Origin of the sequence: Asanoa hainanensis, from assembly GCF_900188485.1 — a bacterium.
GTDB lineage: Bacteria > Actinomycetota > Actinomycetes > Mycobacteriales > Micromonosporaceae > Asanoa > Asanoa hainanensis.
Genome location: NZ_FZPH01000005.1, coordinates 161,466 through 182,720 on the forward strand (window position 1 = coordinate 161,466; position 21,255 = coordinate 182,720).

The 21,255-nt window shown below is 73.0% G+C and carries 16 protein-coding genes, 1 tRNA gene and 1 pseudogene; 9 read left to right on the top strand and 9 right to left on the bottom strand.

Annotation, left to right across the window (positions count from 1 at the left end):
• Position 1: 1 nt before the first annotated feature.
• The 3 genes from CHC05_RS14760 to CHC05_RS14770 are packed head-to-tail and all read left to right on the top strand — an operon-like array spanning position 2 to position 3,959.
• Entirely contained in the window at positions 2-1,336 is a 1,335-nt protein-coding gene (locus CHC05_RS14760; RefSeq protein ID WP_245870852.1) for an enolase C-terminal domain-like protein, read from the top strand.
• Positions 1,333-2,466 carry an L-talarate/galactarate dehydratase gene (locus CHC05_RS14765; protein ID WP_089248996.1) on the top strand — a complete coding sequence of 378 codons (1,134 nt, stop codon included), beginning with the start codon at positions 1,333-1,335 and terminating at the stop codon, positions 2,464-2,466. Before CHC05_RS14760 ends, CHC05_RS14765 begins: the two co-directional genes overlap by 4 nt.
• Entirely contained in the window at positions 2,463-3,959 is a 1,497-nt protein-coding gene (locus tag CHC05_RS14770) for an aldehyde dehydrogenase (NADP(+)) (protein ID WP_089248998.1), read from the top strand. The genes CHC05_RS14765 and CHC05_RS14770 overlap by 4 nt, the downstream gene beginning before the upstream one ends.
• A 397-nt stretch (positions 3,960-4,356) precedes the next feature.
• Here the strand turns inward: CHC05_RS14770 and CHC05_RS14775 are convergent.
• The 3 genes from CHC05_RS14775 to CHC05_RS14785 form a co-directional block, all read right to left on the bottom strand.
• Positions 4,357-4,430, bottom strand: a tRNA-Ile gene (locus tag CHC05_RS14775).
• A gap of 474 nt (positions 4,431-4,904) precedes the next feature.
• Positions 4,905-9,362, bottom strand: coding sequence for a helicase HerA domain-containing protein (locus CHC05_RS43275; protein ID WP_245870853.1), 4,458 nt, complete (start codon positions 9,360-9,362; stop codon positions 4,905-4,907).
• 5 nt (positions 9,363-9,367) lie between these two features.
• A complete protein-coding gene (locus CHC05_RS14785) occupies positions 9,368-9,979 on the bottom strand; it encodes a hypothetical protein (protein WP_089249000.1) in 612 nt (203 codons plus the stop codon).
• A 246-nt stretch (positions 9,980-10,225) separates the two neighbouring features.
• Between CHC05_RS14785 and CHC05_RS14790 the strand changes: the two genes are divergently transcribed.
• Positions 10,226-14,137, top strand: a complete 3,912-nt coding sequence (locus CHC05_RS14790; protein WP_089249002.1) for a hypothetical protein — start codon at positions 10,226-10,228, stop codon at positions 14,135-14,137.
• Here CHC05_RS14790 and CHC05_RS14795 read toward each other — a convergent pair.
• The gene (locus CHC05_RS14795) at positions 14,134-14,871 is read right to left on the bottom strand and encodes an SDR family oxidoreductase (RefSeq protein WP_218824548.1); all 738 of its coding nucleotides are present in this window, start codon (positions 14,869-14,871) and stop codon (positions 14,134-14,136) included. The two genes, CHC05_RS14790 and CHC05_RS14795, sit on opposite strands and share 4 nt — an antisense overlap.
• Before the next feature lie 108 nt (positions 14,872-14,979).
• Here CHC05_RS14795 and CHC05_RS14800 point away from each other — a divergent pair, with 108 nt between their 5' ends.
• On the top strand, positions 14,980-15,597 hold the full coding sequence (locus CHC05_RS14800; protein ID WP_089249006.1) for a dihydrofolate reductase family protein: 618 nt from the start codon (positions 14,980-14,982) through the stop codon (positions 15,595-15,597).
• Here CHC05_RS14800 and CHC05_RS14805 read toward each other — a convergent pair.
• Together CHC05_RS14805 and CHC05_RS14810 are read right to left on the bottom strand one after the other, a co-directional pair.
• Positions 15,570-16,424 (bottom strand): NAD-dependent protein deacetylase, encoded by an 855-nt coding sequence (locus CHC05_RS14805; protein ID WP_089249008.1) that lies wholly within the window; start codon positions 16,422-16,424, stop codon positions 15,570-15,572. The two genes, CHC05_RS14800 and CHC05_RS14805, sit on opposite strands and share 28 nt — an antisense overlap.
• A gap of 14 nt (positions 16,425-16,438) precedes the next feature.
• On the bottom strand, positions 16,439-17,137 hold the full coding sequence (locus CHC05_RS14810; RefSeq protein ID WP_218824549.1) for a VOC family protein: 699 nt from the start codon (positions 17,135-17,137) through the stop codon (positions 16,439-16,441).
• A 134-nt stretch (positions 17,138-17,271) separates the two neighbouring features.
• Here CHC05_RS14810 and CHC05_RS14815 point away from each other — a divergent pair, with 134 nt between their 5' ends.
• Positions 17,272-18,234, top strand: a complete 963-nt coding sequence (locus CHC05_RS14815; RefSeq protein WP_089249012.1) for an ATP-binding cassette domain-containing protein — start codon at positions 17,272-17,274, stop codon at positions 18,232-18,234.
• Positions 18,231-19,034 carry an ABC transporter permease gene (locus CHC05_RS14820; RefSeq protein WP_089249014.1) on the top strand — a complete coding sequence of 268 codons (804 nt, stop codon included), beginning with the start codon at positions 18,231-18,233 and terminating at the stop codon, positions 19,032-19,034. The genes CHC05_RS14815 and CHC05_RS14820 overlap by 4 nt, the downstream gene beginning before the upstream one ends.
• Here CHC05_RS14820 and CHC05_RS14825 read toward each other — a convergent pair.
• Positions 19,031-19,477, bottom strand: a pseudogene (locus CHC05_RS14825) (DUF5995 family protein); the annotation flags it as partial. The gene CHC05_RS14820 and the pseudogene CHC05_RS14825 overlap by 4 nt on opposite strands.
• Positions 19,478-19,489: 12 nt before the next feature.
• A complete protein-coding gene (locus CHC05_RS14830) occupies positions 19,490-19,759 on the bottom strand; it encodes a hypothetical protein (protein ID WP_144022597.1) in 270 nt (89 codons plus the stop codon).
• Positions 19,760-19,878: 119 nt separating this feature from the next.
• On the opposite strand from CHC05_RS14830, the gene CHC05_RS14835 reads away from it, so the two are divergent.
• The gene (locus CHC05_RS14835) at positions 19,879-20,451 is read left to right on the top strand and encodes a GNAT family N-acetyltransferase (protein ID WP_089249020.1); all 573 of its coding nucleotides are present in this window, start codon (positions 19,879-19,881) and stop codon (positions 20,449-20,451) included.
• Between the two features lie 9 nt (positions 20,452-20,460).
• On the top strand, positions 20,461-20,847 hold the full coding sequence (locus CHC05_RS14840) for a VOC family protein (protein ID WP_179266190.1): 387 nt from the start codon (positions 20,461-20,463) through the stop codon (positions 20,845-20,847).
• Here CHC05_RS14840 and CHC05_RS14845 read toward each other — a convergent pair.
• Positions 20,844-21,230 (bottom strand): ATP-binding protein, encoded by a 387-nt coding sequence (locus tag CHC05_RS14845; RefSeq protein WP_218824550.1) that lies wholly within the window; start codon positions 21,228-21,230, stop codon positions 20,844-20,846. The genes CHC05_RS14840 and CHC05_RS14845 overlap by 4 nt on opposite strands.
• Between the last annotated feature and the right edge of the window lie 25 nt (positions 21,231-21,255).

A 21,255-nucleotide genomic window follows, 5' to 3' on the forward strand; every position in this document is an offset into this window, starting at 1 on the left:
GGTGCGACCCCACGCACCTACCGTCGCCCGCGTCGAGGTCGTTCCAGTGGCCGGTCACGACAGCATGCTGCTGAACCTCAGCGGCGCGCACGGACCGTTCTTCACCCGCACCGTCGTGGTCGTGACCGACAGCGCCGGCAACGTGGGTGTCGGTGAGGTCCCCGGAGGCGAGCCGATCCGCCGCACCATCGAGGCCGCCGGGGCAACGCTCATCGGGCAACCGATCGCCCGCTACGCCAGTCTGCTTCGCCGGATCGCCGCCCGGTACGCCAGCCAGGACGCGCACGGCCGGGGCACGCAGACGTACGACCAACGCGTGACCGTGCACGCCGTGACCGCCCTGGAATGCGCGCTGCTCGACCTGCACGGCCAGCACCTGGGCGTATCCGTGGCCGAACTGCTCGGCGAAGGCCAGCAGCGCACCACGGTGCCGGTCCTGGGCTACCTCTTCTACGTCGGCGACCACACCAGGACCGATCTGCCGTACGTCACCGAGCCGCATCCCGCTGACGACTGGGAAAGGCTCCGCCGCGCGCCCGCCCTCACTCCCGGATCCATCGTCGCCCTCGCCGAGGCGGCACAGGCTCGATACGGGTTCACGGACTTCAAGCTCAAAGGCGGCGTACTGCCCGGCGAGCAGGAGATCGCCGCCGTCCGCGCGCTCGCCACGCGTTACCCGCGGGCCCGGATCACCATCGACCCCAACGGCGGCTGGCTCCTGAAGGACGCGGTGCGGCTCTGTGCCGAAGTACGTGACCTGCTCGCGTACGCCGAGGACCCGGTCGGTCCCGAAGGCGCGATGTCCGGCCGCGAGACCATGGCCGAGTTCCGCCGCGCGACGGGCCTGCGCACCGCGACCAACATGATCGCCACCGACTGGCGGCAACTCGCGCACGCCGTACGCGGAAACGCTGTCGACATCCCGCTCGCCGACCCGCACTTCTGGACGATGCGCGGCTCCGTCCGCGTCGCTCAGCTCTGCCACGACTTCGGGCTCACCTGGGGTTCACACTCCAACAACCACTTCGACATCTCACTGGCGATGTTCACCCACGCCGGTGCCGCCGCGCCCGGCGAGATCACCGCGCTGGACACGCACTGGATCTGGCAGGACGGCCAACGCCTGACCCACCAACCGCTGCGCATCGAGAATGGGCACATCGCCGTACCGAACAAACCTGGACTGGGCATTGAGCTCGACCCGGCGGCGTTGCGCGCGGCCCACGAGCTCTTCCTCGAGCACGGCCTCGGCGCCCGCGACGACGCGGCGGCCATGCGGTTCCTCGTTCCTGGCTGGCAGTTCGACCCTAAACGCCCCTGCCTGGAGCGCTCATGAACGGCGACCGGATCGCAGAGCTCACGCTGTCGTCCGTGACACTGCCGCTGAAGCAGGCGATCAGCGACGCCAAGGTCCTGACCGGACGGCAACGTCCGATGACCGAAGTCGTGTTCCTGTTCGCCGAGATCCGCACGCAGAACGGCCTGGCCGGCCTCGGATTCGGCTACAGCAAACGCGCGGGCGGCCGAGCGCAGTTCGTCCATGCCGCGGACATCGCCGCCGAGCTCGTCGGCGAGGATCCCAGCGACATCGGCCGGCTCTGGACCAAGCTCGTCTGGGCCGGCGCGTCGGTCGGGCGCGGCGGCGTGGCGACTCAGGCCATCGCCGCCATCGACGTTGGACTGTGGGACCTCAAGGCCAAGCGGGCCGGGCTTCCGCTGGCGAAGCTGTTGGGCGCGTACCGCGATTCGGTGCGCTGCTACGACACCTCCGGAGGGTTCCTCCACGAGTCGATCGACCAGGTCCTGGACAACGCCGACGCCTCCCGTGCGCGGGGTGTCGACGGAATAAAGATCAAAGTTGGGCATCCTTCCCTGGCCGTCGACGTCGCCCGGGTCCGGGCCCTGCGGGAGCACCTCGGCGACGGAGTGCCACTCATGGTCGACGCCAACCAGCAATGGGACCGGCACAGCGCCCGGCGCGCCGGCCGGGCACTCGGCGAGTTCGACCTGGTCTGGATCGAGGAACCGCTCGACGCCTACGACGCGGAGGGCCACGCCGCCCTCGCCCGATCGCTGGAAACGCCGATCGCGTCAGGCGAGATGCTGACCAGCGTCGCCGAGCACCACGAGCTCATCCGCCACCGCGCCGTCGACGTGATCCAGCCCGACGCGCCCCGCATGGGCGGCATCACCCAGTTCCAGCGGCTCGCGGCCGTCGCCGAACAGCAGCACCTCACCCTGGCGCCACACTTCGCCATGGAGCTCCACGTCCACCTGGCCGCCGCGTACCCGCTGGAACCGTGGGTGGAACACTTCGACTGGCTCCACCCGCTGTTCAACGAGCGGCTGACGATCAGCGACGGGCGCATCCACCTCTCCGACCGTCCCGGACTCGGGTTCACCCTCAGCGACCAGGCCCGTGCCTGGACCACCGACCGGGTCGACATCCGTGAGGGAATCCGATGACAGACGTGGCGAGCGTCGACCCTCGCACCGGCGAGACGATCGAGATCGTCGCCAGCGAGACCACGACCGCGCAGGTCGATCGAACCTGCCGCGCCGCGTCAGCCGCCGCCGCGGCACTGGACGGTCTCGGCCGCGACGGCCGCGCGGCAATGCTGCACGGGATGGCCGACGCTCTCGAGGCGCACCGGGCCCAGATCGTCGCCGTCGCCGACCGGGAGACCGCACTCGGCACGACGCGCCTGAACGGAGAGCTGAACCGCACGACATTCCAGCTGCGGCTCTTCGCAGGGGTGCTGTGCGACGGCGGTTATCTGGAAGCCATCATCGACCACGCCCGCGACACACCGATGGGGCCCCAGCCCGATCTGCGCCGCATGCTCGTACCGCTTGGCCCCGTCGCCGTCTTCGGCGCGAGCAACTTTCCCCTCGCGTTCTCCGTCCCCGGCGGCGACACCGCCTCGGCACTCGCCGCGGGCTGCCCCGTGATCATCAAAGCGCACGGCTCACACCCAGCCACCTCACAGCTGTGCTTCGACACACTCCGCGCCGCGACGCGACGCGCCGGCGCTCCCGACGCGACCCTGAGCATCGTCCACGGCGTCCAGGCCGGCATCGACCTCGTGAGCCACCCGGCGGTACGAGTGGCCGGATTCACCGGGTCCACCGCCGGCGCCCGCGCCCTCCTCGCCGCCATCGACCGCCGACCCGATCCCATCCCGTTCTACGGCGAACTCAGCAGCCTGAACCCGATGGTGGTCACGCCCGCCGCCGCAGCCGACCGGGCACCCCGCATCGGCAAGGAACTCGCCGCGTCCGTCACGCTGGGCGCAGGGCAGTTCTGCACCAAACCTGGGCTCGTATTCGTCCCGGCCGGCCCTGAAGGCGACGCTCTGGTCGCGGCGGCCCAGGACACCGTCGCGGCGACGCCACCCATGGTCATGCTCAACCGCGGCATCGCCGCCGCCTATGAGAGAGGCACGGTCCGCCTCGGCGCCGCGGCCGTCTCGGGCATGGCGCTGGTGTTGACGGCCACCGCCGCGAACCTCCCGCCGGAGACCACCGAGGAGTGTTTCGGCCCGGTGACGGTCATCGTGCGCTACACCGGCGATCACGACCTGTTCGCCGCGATCGAGCAGCTTCCGCCGTCCCTGACCGTCACGATCCACCGTGGACCGGATGAGATCGACCTGCCGAGCGAGATAAGCCAGCAACTCCAGTCCAAAGCCGGGCGGATCGTTTACGACGGCTACCCAACCGGCGTCGCCGTAGCCTGGGCACAACACCACGGCGGACCATGGCCAGCCACCAACACACAGCACACCTCCGTCGGCCCAACCGCGATCCGCCGATTCCTCCGTCCCATGGCCTGGCAGAACGCTCCGGCGGACCTGGTCCCGCGCGAACTCGCTGACGACTTCCACGGCATACCCCGCCGAGTCGACGGCACCCTGCACCTGGCCGCGGCCTCGTCCAACGGAGGTGACAGCGCCTGACCGCCAAGGACGTCTCAACCATCGGGGTTCTTGCCTCCACCGCCCGTCCGAGCCGCGCTCGGTGGACTGTTCCGCGGCGGCCAGTCGCGAGGATGTGACCGGCGCGGCAGAACCTATCGGCAAGATCCGGTTCGCGCCTTCCGCGAACAGGACCTGGCCGAAACGTAGTGGAGCCAGCGGGGTTCGAACCCGCGACCGCAGGCAGTTGATCCATCGACCAACGACCCGGATGCCGGCAGGCGAGGTAGACCCAACGCGAGCGTTGGGGTCTACCTCGCGCCCACGCGGACCGCGCCCGCCGAACCGTGGGGTCTCCGGGGGTCGCCCCCGGAATAGGAATGACAAATCCCCACCCAGACCCTGGCCGCGAAGCGGACAGGGTCTGGGCAGGGATTTGTGGGGCCGGCGGGGCTCGAACCCGCGACCGAGGGATTATGAGTCCCCTGCTCTAACCGGCTGAGCTACGGCCCCGCGCCGGCGGGACCGGCGCCGGGATCGTATCCCGTGTGTGGCGTTCGCGACCACCTGAGGCGGGTGCGACCCGCCGTGCGGGCGCACCCGCCGCGCGGGTCAGCGCGGCGGCTTGAGCGTCTGCGGGCCGTCGGGCCAGCCGGGACGCGCCGCGCGGGAGTTGAGGAACATGGGAACGCCTCCCGTCTGTGAAAAAGCGAAGAAATGCATGCTGAATAGCGCCGTGCCACCGGCACGTGCGAAAGAGAAGCGGGAACGAAAAAGCCGCCTGTCCCGGGTCGGGATAGGCGGCGTCAGCGCTGGCCAGAGCTAGCTGGGCCACCTATCCAGGGCGAGTCGGCACAGCCACAAGCCACTCGCGTCTGCGTCTTTGTAGATCGCGGGCCGCATCATGGTGTCGTCCTGTCCGTCGTTGTCTGGGGGTCGCTCGTACGTCAATAAATGTAGATCGAAATCGTCACTCAGGAAAGCGAATTACTCGTCGTCGTCATCGTCGACGTCCTGGGCGCGGGCGATGACCTCTTCGACGGTGAGCGGGCTGGCCGGGTGGTGGCTCAGGCACAGCGGCGCCCGCATCTTGGCGAAGCCGGCACCGTCGACGGCGGCGTAGAAGACGCCCGGGCGCAGCCGCGCCACGTCGGAGATGTCGCTGCCCTTGGCCCGCGCCATCTCCTTCGCCGCCTCGATCTGGGTCGGGCTGTTGAGCAGGCCGAACAGTTGTGTCGCCGCGTTGCCGGGTATCCGGTTGTGCAGGCCCTTCGGCGCCTGGGTCGCGAACACGAGCCCGAGCCCGTACTTGCGGGCCTGCGACGCCAGCGCCAGCGTGCTCTGGGTGCACGCCGTCATCGCGCCGGACGGGGCCAGGGTCTGCGCCTCGTCCATCACCAGCAGGCCGCCGAGTGGGCGGTCGCCGGCCGGGTGGCGCTTGATCCAGGCGAACAGGGCCAGCTGTAGCTGGTTGACGAAGCTCTGCCGCTGACCGTCGTCGGGCAGGCCGATGAAGCTGATCACCGAGATCCTCGCCCGGTAGCCCGGCGCCGGCTTCAGCAGCTCACCCGGGTCGAGTGGGGCGCCGTCACCGCCGAACAGCGGGTCGCTGACCATCGTCGCGCGCAGCAGTTGGCCGAGCTCGTTGGCGACCTTCGGCGCGTTGTCGAGCTGGCTGACGCGCGCCGGCAGGCGGGTGAGATACAGGACGAACTCGCGAAGATCACTGCCACCACCACGGGCGTACGCGGTCAGCGCCTCCCGCAACACCGCATTGCCGATGCGCGCCTTCGTGGACGCGCCGTCGACGTTGGCCCGCGGCGCGAGTGAGGCCACCGCGGCGTCGACGCCGGCGGCGAACGCGTCCGGGTCGTCGAGGATGCCGGCGAAGTCCGGCAGCGGCCGGAAGCTCAGCGGCCGCCCCGCGGTCCGCCGCGGGGTCCAGACCACGACATCGGTGCTCCGGTGGTACGCCTCTGCCCGCGCGACCTCGAGCTCGTCCCAGGCGGCCGGCGGCTGGGGCCACGGGTCACCGAGCCGCGCGAGGTCGTTGTTGGGATCCAGCACGATCGACGACACGCCACGCAGCGCGCACTCCTCGACCAGCCGCCGGATCAGCACGGTCTTCCCCGACCCGGACCCGGCGAAGATCGCCGCGTGCCGACGCAGCGCCGCCAGCTCGACCGACACCGACCGGCCGTCCTGGACCGACTGCCCGAGCATCACGGAACCAGGATCCCGATCCTCACGGGGTACGCGCACCGGCAGCCGCCGCACCGTAGCCAGCGTCGGCGCGGGGTCGACGGGCCCGCCCGCCACCGTCGCCGCCGCGTGACCACCGGGCGCCACCGGTCCGCCGTGCGCCGCCGCACCGTCCCGCGCCGCCCAGCTTCCCGGAGCCGCCGGCCCACCTGGAGCGGCCGAGCCGTCGCGCACCCCCGGACCGCTCGGCGCGGTCGCACTGGCCCGCGCCGCCCAACTGCCCGGAACCGCCGGCTCGTCGGTGGGGTCCGAACCGTCCCGCGCCGCCGGTACACCTCGTGCAGCCGCACCGGCGCGCGCCGCCCAGCTACCGGGAGCCGCCGGCTCGTCCGGCGTAGGAGAGCCGGCCGGGTCGCTCGGGGCGGTCGCACCGGCCCGCGCCGCCCAACTACCGGGAACCGCAGGCTCGTCCGGTGGGGGCGAACCGTCCCGCACCGCCGGCGCACCTCGCAAAAAGGCACCGGCGCGCGCCATCCAACTGCCGGAAGCCGCCGGCTCGTCCGGAGTTCGGGAGCCAGCCGGGTCGCCCGGAACCGCCGCACCGGCCCGCGCCGCCCAGCTACCGGGAGCCGCCTGGCCATCTGACGCCGCCGGCCCGCCGGGCACCGCGGGCCCACCATGCGCGCCCGGGGCACCAGGCACAGCCGGTCCGCCAGGCACAGCCGAGCCGCCCTGCGCCGCCGGGTGACCCGGCACGGCCGAGCCGCCCTGCGCCGCCGGACCGCCAGGCACGGCCGAACCACCCCGTGCCGCCGGGCCGCCAGGCACCACGGGCCCACCCAGCACGACCGGTCCCCCGGGCGCTGCCGGGCCGCCAGGCACGGCCGAACCGCCCTGCGCCGCCGCGCCGCCAGGCACCGCAGAACCGTCCAGCACCGTAGGGCCGCCCGGCGCCGCCGGGCCACCGCGCGCCGCCGGCCCACCGCTCATTCCCGGGCCGCCCGGCACCGCCGAGCCACCGCGCACCCCCGGGCCGCCAGGCACGGCCGAATCGACCGGCGCAGCCGGGCCACCCGGCGCCGAGGCGTCGCCGGGCACGACCGGTCCGCCGGGCGCCCCAGCGCCACCAGGCGCTTCCGGGGCATCCGGGACCGCCGACAGGCCGCGCACCGCTGGGCTGTCATCGGTCGCTGACGCGACCGGCACCGCCGTGCCGCCCACCAGGGACAGCCCCGCCTGCCTCGCCCGACTGACCGCAGACGGCGGACCGGCCGGCCGATCCGAACCCACGGGCCCAGCCAGCCGCTCCGGACCAGGCCGATCCGGACCGGCGGGCCCAGCCAGCCGCTCCGGGCCAAACCGCTCCGGACCGGCGGAAACAGCCGGAGCCGGCGGAGCGCCAGCCGGCGTAGGAGCGGGCGCGTCCGCGCCCGCCAGTGCCTCGGCCAAGAACGCGATCCGGTCCGCCGGCCGCCGACTGACGAACCAGGGCCGCAGGGTCTCGTAGCCGCGCTCACGCAGCAACTGCCGCAGCGCGACCAGGACGACCACGTCGCTGGACGGAAACGCCAGCGTGCGCCCGCCCGCCCGGCTGAACGTCTCGATCACCTCGGTCGTCCGCGCACCGCCCGACCACGGCTCGTTGCGCAGGAAGAACAGCTTGCGCTTCGCGACGCCCTCGGTCAGGCCCGCGGCCGTGCTGGCGTTGCGGATGCGGTTGAGGGCCGCGATCGGGTGGCGGGCGCCGATCACCCGGAACGCCCAATGTTCTTCGTCCTCGGTGCGTTCGTCGAGGCTGCGCCGCAGTCGCGCGTGCAGGGCCGGCTTGTTGCCCGGGTGCGGGTCGAGCCCGAACAGCTCCCCCGAACCCCCGCGCGCGCCGATCCACGCGGTCAGACCCGCCTCGAGCAGCGCGGGCACGGCAGCGTCCTCGGTGGCCGGGTCGAGCGCCTCCGCAGGGTCGGCGGCACCGAGCAGCGCCGCGAACCGGGCGTCCACCGCGGCGAGCTCGTCGTCCGTGGTCGGTTCCTCCGTGAGCCCCGCGGGAGCAGCCACCGCGTCGTGCACCAGGCGCGACATCTCCCGTACGGTCTCGTCGCGCAGGCACCCGCGTACGTGCGTGTCGATCGTGCGCAGCAGCTCGCGCGGCGTGAACTGGACCGCCTCGACGAACGCCGACGCCCGGACGGGCCAGGTCGGGTACGCCGGCACGAAGCCCTGGTCGGCGAACGGCTCCGCGAACCGCCGGGCGATCAGCTCCCGGCCGAGCTCCGCGGTGCCGATCTGGCGGAGCTGCACCGCCTCCCGGAACCGGTCCTGCACGGTGTCGGTGGCCTGGGTCTTGACCAGCGCCCACGACTCGTCGAGGCAGGCGACGACCGACAGCGTGCGGCGGGTGGTCTCGCGCAGCGCCATCAGGCCGCCCGCGATCTGCTCCAGCAGCAGCGCGGCGCGCCACTCCAGGCGGGTCTCGCCGTCGAGCGACTTGGCCGCCTGGTTGATCAGCAGGTCGATCTGGTCGACGGCGATGACGGTAGGGCCGGTCAGGGCCAGCAGCCGCGAGACGTCGCGGACGATCTCCTGCGCGGACCTCCGCGCCCGGCGCATCCCCCAGGCGGCCCGCTGGCCGGGCTCGAGCTCGTCGTTGGAGCACAGGAACTCGTAGCCGACGTCCTGGTCACCCAGCTTCTCGGCCGCTTGGAGCACGAGAGCCCGCGCCGTGTCCTGGCAGTCGATGCCGACCTGGCGGTTGTGCTTGCGCAGCAGGTCGACGAACGCGTCCAGGATCGGCCGGGTCAGCTCGGCCTCGCCGGTCACCGCCCGGCGCACCGCCCGCGGCGCGCCGATCAGGTCGGCCAGCCGGCGCAGGAAGGTCCGCAGCTGGCTCTCCCGCTCGGCCGTCTCGCGGTTGAGGCCGTCCAGGATGGACAGTGCGGTGCTGCGCCAGAACGCGCTGGCCTCCAACAGGCTGACCAGGAAGAAATACCCACCACCGGCCTGTACGTGCTCGCGCGCCGAGCCGAGCAGATGGGTCTTGCCGCTGCCGCGCTGGCCGAGCACCGCGACACCGACGGGGCTCGAGTCGGTGCTGCGGTCGGCGTCGTCGACGCCGTCGAGGATCACCCGGAGCGCGTCCCGGTGCAGCCCTTCGACGTGGAACGACGGCTGCCGCCACACGTCGTCGGGCGTCGGCGCCCAGTTGAACCGGAGTGCCTTGAGTGCCCTGCGCTCGACCTCATTCATGGGGTTCACACACCAATGGCGATCAGGTGCCTGTCCTGGTTGCCGATCCGCACGGCGGCGTCGCGCTGGGCCGCCGAGAGCGTCTTCTGGTTGGATTCCGGGATGATCCGCACGTCGGGGGCGCTGCTCAGCGCGACGAGCGCGGCGTCGACACCGGGCCGCTCCGCGCCGGTCAGCCGCGGGCGGAGGGCCGCGAGCGACACCAGCTCACCGGCGCTGACGGCGATCTCCGCGTACGCCTTGCGAATGCGCACGTCGATGTCGTCCGGTGCCGGGGCGAAGAGCTCGGAGGCAGCCAGGTCGGACCGGTCGAGAAAGCCACGCAGCCGGTTGAGCACGGTATAAAGGGCGGCGCCCCCGGCCCCGGCACCCGCCGGCGGGTCGGCGGACAGTTGCCCGATCGCCTCGGCCCAGCCGGACTCGGTCAGCTCGAGGCTGTATCCCCGCCCGACCTTGCGCACCGTGATCCACCCACGGTCGGCCAGCCGGTCCCGGTATTCCTTCTTCAGGTCGAGACCCCGGTCGGCGATCCGCGCGTTGGGCAGCTCCCTGGCCTCGGCCATCAGGATGACCAGCATGCAGCGCATCGCGAAGGTGACCGGCTTCTCGTCGGGCATGCCAGGGCTCCTTCGGCGGCGGGCTCGGACCGAGCCGATTCTCCCCAGCCGCCCAACGTGCTAGCAAGGTCCACCAGCGGTTTTCCGATATCCGACATCACTGTCGGGTGTGGATCTCCATTAGCCCTGGCCAAAAGCAACGTCATCGCGACCGTTCGGACGAGCCGGCGGGGGGCCGATATTGCCTAGTAACGACCCGGCCAGGCACGATAGCCATTCACGCAGGGCCGGGCGCGGGGAGGAGCGATGAGGGCCGCACCGCCGAGCTTCCCCTGGGTCGTGGCGATCCACGGGTCGGCGGAGAGCCCCACGCCGATCGGTGCGGGCGTGGTCGTCGCGCCCGACCGGGTGCTCACCTGCGCCCAGCTGGTCCGGCCGCGCGACGAGCTCTGGGTCGGCTTTCCGCTGGCCGGGCCCGGTCGCACTCGGGTACGCCAGGTGGTCCACAGCAGCGACTCCGACCTCGCCCTGCTCGCGCTCGACGGCCCGGTGCCCGAGTCGGTGCGGCCAGCCCGGGTGCGGATCGCCCCGCTCGACAAGCTCACCGGCCGCCCCTGGTGGTCGTTCGGCTTCCCGGACCACGACCCGGCCGGCCGCGAGACGCGGGGCACCGTCGGCGACGCGTTCGACACCGGCCAGGTCCGGCTCGTCAGCACCGGGCTGGCGCCGGGATTCGCCGGCGCGCCGCTGTGGTCCCCCGACTACCAGGCAGTGGTCGGGCTGGTGGTGCAGGCGGCCACCGCGGGCCCGGCCGGCGGTGACGGTCGCGCCGCGGGTCTCGCCGACGCGCTGCCGGATCTCAAGCTCGGCGCGCTGGCCAGGTGGCGGCTCGACGCGGCCGGCGAGCGGGCCGGCGCCGCCTGGGGCTGGACCCGCACCGACGCGTTCCGGGGTCGCGCCGCCGTGCTGCGGGTGGTCGGCGACTGGCTCGACCGGCCCGGCCCCGACGGCCGGCTGCTGCTGGTCACCGGCGCGCCCGGGGTCGGCAAGTCGGCCGTGCTCGGCCGGCTCGTGACCGCCGCCGACGCCGCCGCGGCCCGGCTCGACCCAGGTGACACCGCGGCGAGGGGCAGCGTCGCCTGCGCCGTGCACGCCGCCGGCAAGGACGCCCTCGCGGTGGCCACCGAGATCGCTGTCGCGGCGTCGGCGGCACTGCCGGCCGTGCCCGGCGACCTGCTGCCGCACCTGCGCGAGCGGCTCGCCACCCGGCCCGACCGGTTCAACCTGGTGATCGACGCGCTCGACGAGGCCGCCTCGCCCACGCAGGCCCGGGAGCTCGTCCGCACGGTGCTCGTGCCGCTGGCGGAGCAGGGCGACCTGCTCGGTGTGCGGGTCGTGGTCGGCACCCGCCCGGCCGATGCGCAGGGCGACCTGCTGGGCGCGTTCGGGGCGGCCGCGGACGTCGTCGACCTCGACTCGGCCGAGCACGTCAACGTCGCCGACCTCGCCGCGCACGCGATGGCCACCCTGCGGCTGGAGAGCAAGGGGCGCGCCGACAACCCGTACGCGGACGCCGAGCGGGCCGAGCCCGTGGCCCGCCGGATCGCCACGCTGGCCGGCGGCAACTTCCTCGTCGCCGGCCTGGTCGCCGGTGCGCACGGGCGCAACGACGCCGTGCCGGTCGACCCGCACCGGGTCCCGTCCACCGCGTCGGTGGCCGAGGCGCTGGACGCCTACCTCGGCGGCGTCTCCCCCGCCGGCGCCACCTCGGCCCGGCTGGCCCTGACCGCGTTGTCCTTCGCCGAACCGCCCGGCCTGCCGCTGCGGCTCTGGCGGGTGGCGATCGAGGCCCTCGGCGGCCGCGTCACTGACGACGACCTGGCCACCTTCGCGCAACGCACCACGTTCCTGGTCGAGCACGGCCAAGGAGAGCACGACGATGTCTACCGGCTGCGGCACCAAGCGCTCGACGACGCGCTGCTGGCCGCCCGCGCGAACACGGCGGCACGGGCCGACGATGAGCGCGACCTGCTCTACGCCTGGGTCCGGCACGGCCACGCGGCCGGCTGGGCCTCCGCGCCGGACTATCTGCTCGGCATGCTGCCCCGGCACGCGGACCGGGCCGGCCTGGTCGACACGTTGCTCAACGACGACGCGTACGTGCTGCACGCCCATCTCGCCGGCCTGCTCTCCGCCGCCGAGGTGGCCGACACCCGCGAGGGCCAGGCCCGGGTCCAGCTGCTGCGCCGGACCCCGCTCGCCGCCTACGCGCCGCCGGCCGAGCGGGCGGCGCTGTTCTCGGTCGTCGACCGGCTCGACCGGCTGGGCAACGCGCCCGTCATGGAGGACGCCGCCTACCGGGCCCGCTGGGCACACACCCCGCCCCGGCTCGAGCGCACCGTCCTAGAAGGACACTCCGACGCCGTGTACGACGTCTGCGCGGTGCCGATGGGCGGGCGCGACTTCCTCGCCTCGGCCGGAGCCGACGGGACCGTCCGGATCTGGGACCCGGTGACCGGCCGGGTGGAGCGGGTGCTGGCCGGAGATGCCGACGGCGTACGCGGCGTGTGGGCGGTGCAGACCCAGGACGGCACGCTGCTCGCCACGGCCGGCGACGACGGCACCATCAGCGTCTGGCACGCGGGCACGGGCGCGCACCTGCGTACCCTGACCGGCCATTCCGACTGGGTCCGCAACCTCTGCGCGGTGCCCGTCCCCGGCGCGGCGACGCTGCTGGCCTCGGCGGGCGACGACCGGACGGTGCGGATCTGGAATCCCGCCGACGGGACGCTCGTGCACACCCTCACCGGGTTCGGCGGCTGGGCCACCGCGGTCACCCACCTGCCGGTCGGGCCGCACGGCCTCGTCGCGGCGACCGGTTTCGACGGCGTGATCGCGCTGTGGGACCCGGTGACCGGCGCGTGTACGACCGCGGTGGTCGCGCACGACGGCTGGGCCAGGACGCTGTGCGCGGTGCGGGCCGGGGGCGGCGTGGCGCTGGCGTCGGCCGGCTACGACGGCGTGGTCCGGCTGTGGAACCCGCTGACCGGCGACCTGCTCAGCTCGATCGACCCGCAGGCCGGCCCGCTGACCGACCTGTGCACGGTCGAGGTCGACGGCACGGTGGTGCTCACCGCCACCGACGAGAGCGGCGTGCTGCACCTCTGGGACGCCCGCAGCGGGGAGCCCCGGCCGAGCCCACGCGGCGACGTGAGCTGGATCCGCGCGGTGTGCGCGCTGCGGGTCCGCGACCGCGACCTGCTGGCGACCGCGGGCGACGACGGCACGGTGCGGCTCTGGGATCCGGTCACCCGGCAGGCCGAGTCGGTGCTGGCCGGCGGCCGGCTGGGCCCGGTGGCGGCCGTGCGCCCGGTGCCGTTCCGCGGCGGCACGGCGGTGGCGTCCACCGGCACCGACGGCACCGTGCGGATCTGGGACCCGGCCAACGGCGCCGCGCTGGCCCGCCTGCCGGTCCGGGAGGGCGCGGTGACGTCGGTCTGCGCGGTGCCCGACGCGGACGCGCCGCTGCTCGCCACCGGCGGCGACGACCACCTGGTGCGGCTGTGGGACCTGCGCGACGGCAGCCCCGGCCCGGAGCTCGCCGACCACCACGAGCGGGTCAACGCCATCTGCGCGGTCAACGCGGGCGGCCTGGTGCTGCTGGCGACGGGCGCCGACGACGACACGGTGCGGCTGTGGAACCCCCGCGACGGGTCGCCGTACGGGGTGCTGCTCGGCCACCGCAGCTGGGTCACGGCGCTGACCACGGTGCGGCTCGGCGGCCGGGAGCTGCTGGCCTCCGCCGACAAGGACGGCACGGTCCGGCTCTGGGACCTCGACGGCGGCACCCGCTGGCAGCAGCTCGCGCACACCGACGCGGTCGACGCGCTCGGCACCGTCACCGCCGACGAGCGCGACCTGCTGGTCTCCGGTGGCGCGGACGGCACGGTCCGGCTCTGGCACCCGGCCGACGGGCGACCCCACCACGTGCTGGCCGGGCACACGGCAGCGGTGACCGGGGTCTGCGCGCTGCCGGTCGGTCCCGGGCGGCAGCTGGTCGCGTCGACCAGCCTCGACCGCACGGTGCGGCTCTGGGATCCGGCCACCGGCCGCTGCGTACGCGCGATCCCCGTGCACCATCGTGCGCTGTCCTGCGCGTACGCCGCGGGCACGTTGGTCATCGGTCTTGACCGCGGCCTGCTGGGTCTGGCCGTCTAGAACCGCTCTGCCAGGAACTCGTCGAAGGTCCGGCCCCGGCTCGCGTGGTCGGGGGTCAGGTGGTCGCCGGCATGGAAGGCGGAGTAGACCCGGCCGGGCAGGGACACGCCGACGACCCGGCGGTGCCGGCCGGACATGTCCAGGTAGGACTGGGCCAGCGAGCGGGCCGAGCGCACCTCGGGGCCGCCGATGTCCGGCACCCGCTCCCGCGGCCCGGCGTCGATGTGCTCGACCAGGCGGTCGGCGACGTCGTGCACGTCTATCGGCTGGAAGTCGCACCTGGGCGCGAACACCAACGGCATCGGGATCCGGCGCTGCACGTGGAACCAGCGCAACATCAGGGTGTGGAACTGGGTGGCCCGCTGGATCGTGAACGGCAGCCCGGAGGTCTCGATCAGCCGCTCGCACTCGGCCTTGGCGGTGTAGTACGCGAGCGGGATCCGGTCGACGCCGACGATCGAGGTGTAGACCAGGTGCGTGTCGCCGGGGCCGATCGCCGCGATCAGCCGGGACGTCGCCTCGACGTCGCCCCGGGGCGCGGTGGCCAGGTGCACGACCGTGCTGACGCCCGCGACGGCGGCCGGGATGCCCTCACCCGTGCGCAGGTCGCCGCGGACGGACTGGCCGGGCTGCGGCCGCCGGCTCAGCGCCCGCACATCGTGACCCGACTCCCGCAGCTTCTCGCACACCACCCGACCCAGGTTTCCGGTGGCCCCCGTGACCAGTACGCCCATAACCGAATTGTCCCCCATCGCCGCCCAAACGGTCCGCGTTAGCTCCGTCACCAGGTGCGACGAAGAATAGGGTCGAAGGGAGCGAACCCGACCGGAAGGAGCATGGCGATGGAGCTGACGTTGACCACGCTCCTCTCCGTGGACGGGGTCATGCAGGCGCCCGGCGCGCCGACCGAGGACACCACCGGGGGCTTCGCCCGGGGCGGCTGGATGGTCCCCTACGCCGACGAGGACATGAACACCTTCATGGGCGAGGTGTACGACCGGGCCGAGGCGTTCCTGCTGGGCCGCCGCACCTACGAGATCTTCGCGTCGTACTGGCCGACGGTGACCGACCCGGACCACCCGATCGCCGGCCGGCTCAACAAGCTGCACAAGTACGTCGCCTCGCGCTCGCTGACCGTCGCCGAGTGGGAGCCGGCCACGGTGATCGTCGACGAGGTCGCCGACGTGGTGGCCACGCTCAAGCAGCGGCCGGGCCGCGAGCTGCAGGTGCACGGCAGCGGCGAGCTCGCCCGCTACCTGATGTCCCACGACCTGGTCGACGAGTACCGCCTGTTGACCATGCCAGTGGTGGTCGGCGACGGTGCCCGGCTCTTCGACGTGCTGGGCCTGCCCACCGGGTTGGAGCTGGTACACCACCGGACCACCGCCACGGGCATCGTGATCAACGTCTACCGGCCGACCGGCCGGGCCGTCTACGGCTCGTTCGACCTGCCCGACTGAGCCAGGGTCAGCGCGTCGCCCAGGGCCGGCAGGACGGTGCCGAGCGGGGCATCGACCTTGACGGCCGCGTACGCGTCGCCGCGGGTCGGTCCCTGGTTGACGATCGCGACCGGGACGCCCAGCTTGGCCGCGCGCAACACGAACCGGCGGCCGGACATCACCGTCAACGACGAGCCGAGCACCAGCAGCGCCCTGGCCTCGGCCACCGAGGCGAAACAGCGGTCGACCCGCTCGGCCGGCACGGTCTCGCCGAAGAACACGACGTCGGGCTTGAGCACGCCGGTCCGGCAGCGGGCACAGTCGACGGGCCGAAACGCCTCGACGGCGGCGTCGTCGAGATCGGCGTCCCCGTCCGGGTTGATCGCCGCGGCGAGGGCGGCGAACGCGGGGTTGGCCGCTCGCAGCCGCGCGTCGAGCTCGGCCCGGCCGGTGGTCTGGCCGCAGTCGAGGCAGACGACCCGGTCGATGCTGCCGTGCAGCTCGACCACGTCGCGGGCGCCGGCCGCCTGGTGCAGGCCGTCGACGTTCTGGGTGAGCACGGCCGAGACCAGCCCGGCCCGCTGGAGCCCGGCGACCGCGCGGTGGCCGGCGTTGGGCGCCGCCCGGCCGATCACCCGCCAGCCGACGTAGCTGCGCGCCCAGTACCGCTGCCGGGCCGCCGTGTCGCGCGTGAAGGTCTGGTAGGTCATCGGCGCGAACTTCCGCGCTGACCCGGTCGGGCCACGGTAGTCGGGAATGCCGGATTCGGTGGACAGGCCGGCGCCGCTCAGCACGGCGACGCCACCTTCGGCCACCAGGTCGATCAAGGCGGACAGCGGGTCGGGCACGCGTCAATGGTGCCCTAGGGAGCGAAGGCGCAGAACTCGTTGCCCTCGGGATCGACCATGATCCACCAGGAGATCGTGTCGTCGGGCTCCCGGAGCACGCGCGCGCCGGCCGCGACCAGCGCACCCGGGTCGGCGGCGGTGAGGTTGACGTCCCAGTGCATCCGGTTCTTGACCGTCTTACGCTCGGGCACGGGGCAGAAGACCCAGCGCTCCCAGGGAACGCCGGCCGCTCCGACGACCGAGGAGGACCCGCTGGCGCCGACGTCGACCCGCCCGCCCAGGACCGAGGCCCACCAGGCCGCCTGTGCGGCCGAATCGACGCAGTCGACGACGAGCTCGTAGACCTCGACGGTGGCCGGAGCGGCGCCGGGCCGAGGCGGGAACGCGCAGAACTCGTTGCCGTCCGGATCGGCCAGCACCCACCACGGGCGTTTGGCGGCGGGCTCGCGCACCACGGTCGCACCGGCCGCGACCAGGGGCGCGGGGTCGGCGGTGGGCAGCCGCAGGTCGAGGTGGACCCGGGTCTTGCCGGTCCGCGGCTCGGGCACCGGGTCGACCCACATGCTCAGGTCACCGGGCCGGATGTACTCCAGATGCGACGACTTGTCGCCGTTGTCGTGGAAGGCCGCGCCGAGGGCTGCCGACCAGAAACGGCCGAGCATCAGCGCATCGGTGGCGTCGAGACAGACGTCCCGCAGGGCGGCGACAGGCACGGCGGCCATTGTGCCGTCAGCAGGCTTTGCTCTGCACCCATATACGCATCACCCCTGGCGCAGGGTGATGCGTATATGGGTGCAGAGCAAGAGAGCCAGCGGATTTGCGGCATTCGTCCGGCTACGGTAGGCAAATGGCGAACGCGATCATCGCCGAACAGCTCGGGAAGACCTACGGCTCCGTCACGGCCGTCGTCGGACTCGATCTCGTCGTGCCCGAGGGCACCGTGCTCGGTCTGCTCGGGCCCAACGGCGCCGGCAAGACCACGACCGTGCGCATGCTGACCACGTTGATCACCCCGACCTCGGGGCGGTGCGAGGTCGGCGGCATCGACGTGTGCGCCCACCCCGACAAGGTGCGCCGGATCATCGGCGTCTCCGGGCAGTACGCGGCCGTCGACGACTACCTGACCGGCCAGGAGAACCTGGAGATGGTCGGCCGGCTCTACCACCTGGGCAAGCGGCGCGCCCGGCAGCGGGCCAAGGAGCTCCTCGAGCAGTTCGAGCTCACCGACGCCGCGGACCGGCCGGCCAAGACGTACTCCGGCGGCATGCGGCGGCGGCTCGACCTCGCCGGTGCGCTGGTCGTACAACCGCCGGTGATCTTCCTGGACGAGCCGACCACGGGGCTCGACCCGCGCAGCCGGCTCGGCATGTGGGGCGTGATCAGCGACCTGGTCAAGGCCGGCTCGACCCTGCTGCTCACCACCCAGTACCTGGAGGAGGCCGACCGGCTCTGCGACGACATCGTGGTGATCGACCACGGCCGGGCCATCGCCCAGGGCACCGCGGCGGAGCTGAAGGGGCAGATGGGCGGCGAGAAGCTGGCCGTCGCCGTCGGTGACCGCAGCGAGCTCGTGCCCGCCGCCGACGTGCTGCGGTCGGTCGGCGTCGACGAGCCCGAGATCGACGAGCAGGCCCGCGAGGTCACGGTGCACATCGAGCGCGGCACGGCGGCGTTGGTCGAGGCCGTCCGCAAGCTGGACGCCGCCGAGATCACCCCGACCAACCTGGAGATCCGCAAGCCGACGCTGGACGACGTGTTCCTCACCCTCACCGGACAGCCCGCCGAAGAGCAACCCGGGGGTACGCAATGAGCACGGCGCTCGAGGCCGCCAGCGACGGCTGGGTCGTCACCAAGCGCAACCTGCTGAAGATCAAGCGGGTTCCGGACCTGGTGATCTTCTCGACCATCCAGCCGATCATGTTCGTGCTGCTGTTCGCGTACGTGTTCGGCGGTGCGATCGCCACGCCCGGCATCAACTACCGCGAGTTCCTGATCCCCGGCATCTTCGTGCAGACGGTCGCGTTCGGCGCCGGCATCACCGCCATCGGGCTCGCCGACGACCTGCAGAAGGGCATCGTCGACCGGTTCCGCTCGCTGCCCATGTCGCGCGGGGCCGTGCTGTTCGGGCGCACCTCCTCCGACCTGATCAACAACGTCTTCACGGTGATCGTCATGTCGGTCACCGGTGTGATCGTCGGTTGGCGGATCAACGAGGGGTTCCTGCGGGGCGTGGCCGGTTTCGCGATCCTGTTCCTCTTCGCGTACGCGATGAGCTGGATCTCGGCCGTGATCGGGCTGTCGGTGAAGTCGGTCGAGGTCGCCCAGAGCGCCGGCTTCATCTGGATGTTCCCGCTGACCTTCCTGTCGAACGCGTTCGTGCCGACCTCGTCGCTGCCGTCGGCGCTGAGACCGATCGCCGAGTGGAACCCGATCTCGTCGGTGGTGCTCGCCCTGCGGGAGCTGTGGGGCAACGCGCCGGCCGGCGCGGCCAACGGCACGGGCTTCCCGGCCCAGCACCCGATCTGGCTGGCGATCGGCTGGTGCCTGCTGATCCTGGTGATCTTCGTGCCGCTGTCGATCTCCCGCTACCGCCGGGCGGCGAGCCGCTAGCCGGCGCGGTGCCAGTCGAGGATCTCGCGCGCCTTGTCGCGGGCGTGGTCGCGGATCCCCCGCGCGAGCGCCTCGCGCGACCGGCGGTCCGGCGCGGCCCGCAGCGCCTGCCCGTTCGCCCAGGCCAGCTCGCGCCACGCGAAGATGTCGACGTCTGCGGTGGGCGGCACCGTCTCGCCGAACAGGCCGGGGCACAGGTCCCGCTGGATCTCCGGGTAGACCACCGGCCGGGTCCGGAACACCAGCACGTCGTCGACGTGCTGGTGGTCGGCGTACGTGTAGCGGGGTCCCATGTCCTCGATCATGAACGCCAGGTCGTTGTTGATGTGCGCGCTGATGCCCAGGTAGATCAACTGGGTGCAGGTGAGCCGCTCCGGCGACGCGCGGAACGCGATCCGCCAGGCCGGGTCGACGTCGCGGAGGCGGTGCCGGTCCCAGGCGGCGTACGCGTCGAGCTAGTAGTCGGCGAAGGTCGGGATCACCTCCCGGTCCCAGAACTCCGGCGCCGAGAACTCGCCCGCCGCGTTGGCGTCCCGCATCCCCTCGGTCGTGCGCAGGTAGAGCAGCGCGAACGGCTTGTTCTGCGGTTCCAGCCCGGGATCGCGGTAGTGCGCGGTCATCTCGGCGATCGTGTGCGCGGTGCCGTGGTCGGCCCGCGCCGGCCCGGCCGAGGCGAGCACACCCAGCGTGGCCACCGTGACGACGGCGGCGGCTCTGCGGAACATCGACGCTCCCCTCTCCGACGCACCGATGCTCGCACCGGCGGCGCCCCGGGGCAGACGCCAAGCCGACAGCGCCGAAAACCCGTCGCGGCCCACGCGCCCACGGGCGCACCATCGCGGTCATGGCGTTCCTGACCACCGAGCGGCTCGTGCTGCGCGACGTCACCCACGACGACGCCGACGAGCTGTTCGCGCTCGTCGACGATCCCGAGGTGATGCGCTACATCAACGGCGGCAAGCCGGCCAGCCGCACGGCGGCGCGCGACCGGACACTGCCGGAGATGCTGCGCGGATATCCCGCGTTCGGCGGTGGGCGGGCGGTCTGGGCGGCCGAGGAGCGGGCCGGCGGGCGGTTCGTCGGCTGGTTCGCGTTGCGGCCGACCGATCCCGAGCGGCCGGACGTCGCCGACCTCGGCTACCGGCTGCGCCGCGCCGCGTGGGGGCTGGGCTACGCCACGGAAGGAGCCCGGGCCGTCGTCGACAAGGGCTTCGAGGAGCTGGGCGTACGCCTGGTCGTGGCCGACACGATGACCGTCAACACCGGGTCGCGCCGAGTGCTGGAGAAGGTCGGGCTGCGGTTCGTCAACCAGTTCCACACCGACTGGCCCGACGTGATCGAAGGATCCGAGCAGGGCGACGTCGCGTACGAGCTCACCCGCGCCGCCTGGGCTGCGGACCACGGGGCGCGGGGTTAGGGTCCGTCCATGGACCGGCCGAACCTGCGTCCGAACGGGATGGTGCTCGACGCTCCCGACCCAGGCGCGCTGCGCGACTTCTACGAGCGCCTGCTCGGCTGGGAGCGCGGCGCCGACGAGCCGACGTGGGCGACCCTGCGGCCGCCCGGGGGCGGCATCGGGCTGTCGTTCCAGCTCGAACCCGACCACGTCCCGCCGGTCTGGCCGGCCGGAGCCGGCGAGCAGCAGATGCAGGTCCACCTCGACGTCGCGGTACGCGACCTGCCCGCGGCCGTGGCCTGGGCGGAGCAGCAGGGCGCCAAGGTCGCGGCGTTCCAGCCGCAGGACGACGTCCGCGTCATGATCGACCCGGTCGGCCACCCGTTCTGCCTCTGGCTCGACGAGGACGAAAACTAGGCCAGCTCGGCCCAGACGACCTTGCCGGGGTTGCCGGTGCGGGCCAGGGTGCCCCAGGCGCGGGCGACCGCGGCAACGATGGGCAGGCCGCGCCCGCCGGCCCGGGCCGGGTCGGGCGCCCGCACGGTGGGCTCGGCGGCGCTGGTGTCGGCGACCTCGATCCGCAGCGCGTCGCCGTGGCGGCGCACCACCAGCTCGCCGCCGTCCGGGGTGTGCCGCACGACGTTCTGCATCAGCTCGGTGGTCACCAGCACGGCGTCGTCGGCCAGATGGGCCAGCTTCCAGCGGTCGAGCGCCTCCCGCACCGCGCGCCGGGCGACGCCGGCGGCGGTACCCCGCTCGAACCTCAACCGCACGGCGTCCACGAGCAGCGTTATACCCACCCCGGCACCGACACATGCCAGACTC